At 58.8% G+C, this 1,266-nt stretch carries 1 protein-coding gene; it reads right to left on the bottom strand.

Annotated elements, in window-relative coordinates:
* Nucleotides 1–109: 109 nt before the first annotated feature.
* A partial coding sequence (locus tag WH50_RS25565) for a quaternary amine ABC transporter ATP-binding protein (RefSeq protein ID WP_110190285.1) occupies nt 110–1,266 on the bottom strand: 1,157 nt, incomplete at its 5' end.

The following is a 1,266-nucleotide window of genomic DNA, read 5'->3' as shown; positions in this document are numbered from 1 at the left end:
CCTGTTTCTTGTGCCCTCGGGGTGCTTCCTTGTCTCGGCTGTCTCGATAACGTTTTTCAATAGCCTGTTAAGGGCAGGCAATGCGCTCCATCCATCTCGATGGGTAATGCTAACTGGCTTTTCGCTCAGACTCCGCTGCGGTTACCGGGCTGGCCTGCCCACGCTGCTCGTCGGTCAGGGCCTGCAACGTGCTTTCGGCGGTCAGAATTCCGGTCAGGCGTTGCTCACCGTCCACCACCGGGATGCCATGGCCAGCATGAGCCACCTGCTCCATTACCTGTTCCAGCAAGGCATCTTCGGCCACCGCATCGACCTGATGGACCAGTGTGGCCAGTGGCTGCTGACCATCACACTGACTCAGTGCCTGCTGCTGTACGACGCCCAGCAGATGCTGCTGATCATCAACGACAAAGCCGTGACTGTCCGGGCATTGCTGCAACTGGCGTAACGCTTCCTGTGCCGGGGTGCGGGCATTGAACACGGCGGTGTTGTCGAACACGTCGGCCGCCGCCAGTGCCAGACCGGCCGTCAGTACCTTGGTACGGTTGACGTCCTGAACGAAAGCATTGACGTAGGCGTTGGCCGGATGCAGCAGGATTTCCTGTGGGGTGCCAACCTGCTGGATTTCACCGTCCTTGAGAATAGCAATGCGATTGCCCAGGCGCAGGGCCTCATCCAGATCATGGGTGATAAACACGATGGTCTTGTGCAGGCTGTTTTGCAGACTGATGAGCTGATCCTGCATTTCGCGACGGATCAGCGGATCGAGGGCACTGAAGGCTTCATCCATCAGCAAGATGTCGGGGTCGGTACAGAGTGCACGAGCCAGTCCGACCCGTTGCTGCATGCCCCCCGACAGTTCGTCCGGATAGGCGGCTTCATAGCCTGCCAGCCCGACCACGTCTATCCAGTGACGTGCCTTACGCTGTCGTTCCGCCGGGTCTGCGCCCTGCACCCTGAGGCCATAGGCCACGTTATCGAGCACGTTACGATGTGGCAGCAGACCAAAACGCTGGAACACCATGCTGATCTTGTGGCGACGAAACTCCAGCAGCTCCTTATCGTTCATTGCCACCACGCTTTGCCCGTCCACCCTGATGTCACCGGCAGTGGGTTCAATCAGACGGTTAAAGTGGCGGATCAGCGTGGATTTGCCGGAGCCGGACAGCCCCATGATGACGAAGGTCTTGCCACCTTCGATATCCAGACTGATGTCTTTGAGGCCGAGGGTATGGCCTGTTTCTGCCAGCAGGCTGTCCTTGTCTT

Origin of the sequence: Pokkaliibacter plantistimulans (genome assembly GCF_003194385.1) — a bacterium.
Classification (GTDB): domain Bacteria; phylum Pseudomonadota; class Gammaproteobacteria; order Pseudomonadales; family Balneatricaceae; genus Pokkaliibacter; species Pokkaliibacter plantistimulans.
Note: the sequence above shows the minus strand (reverse complement) of the source record. Positions and strands in the feature narration are given on the sequence as shown.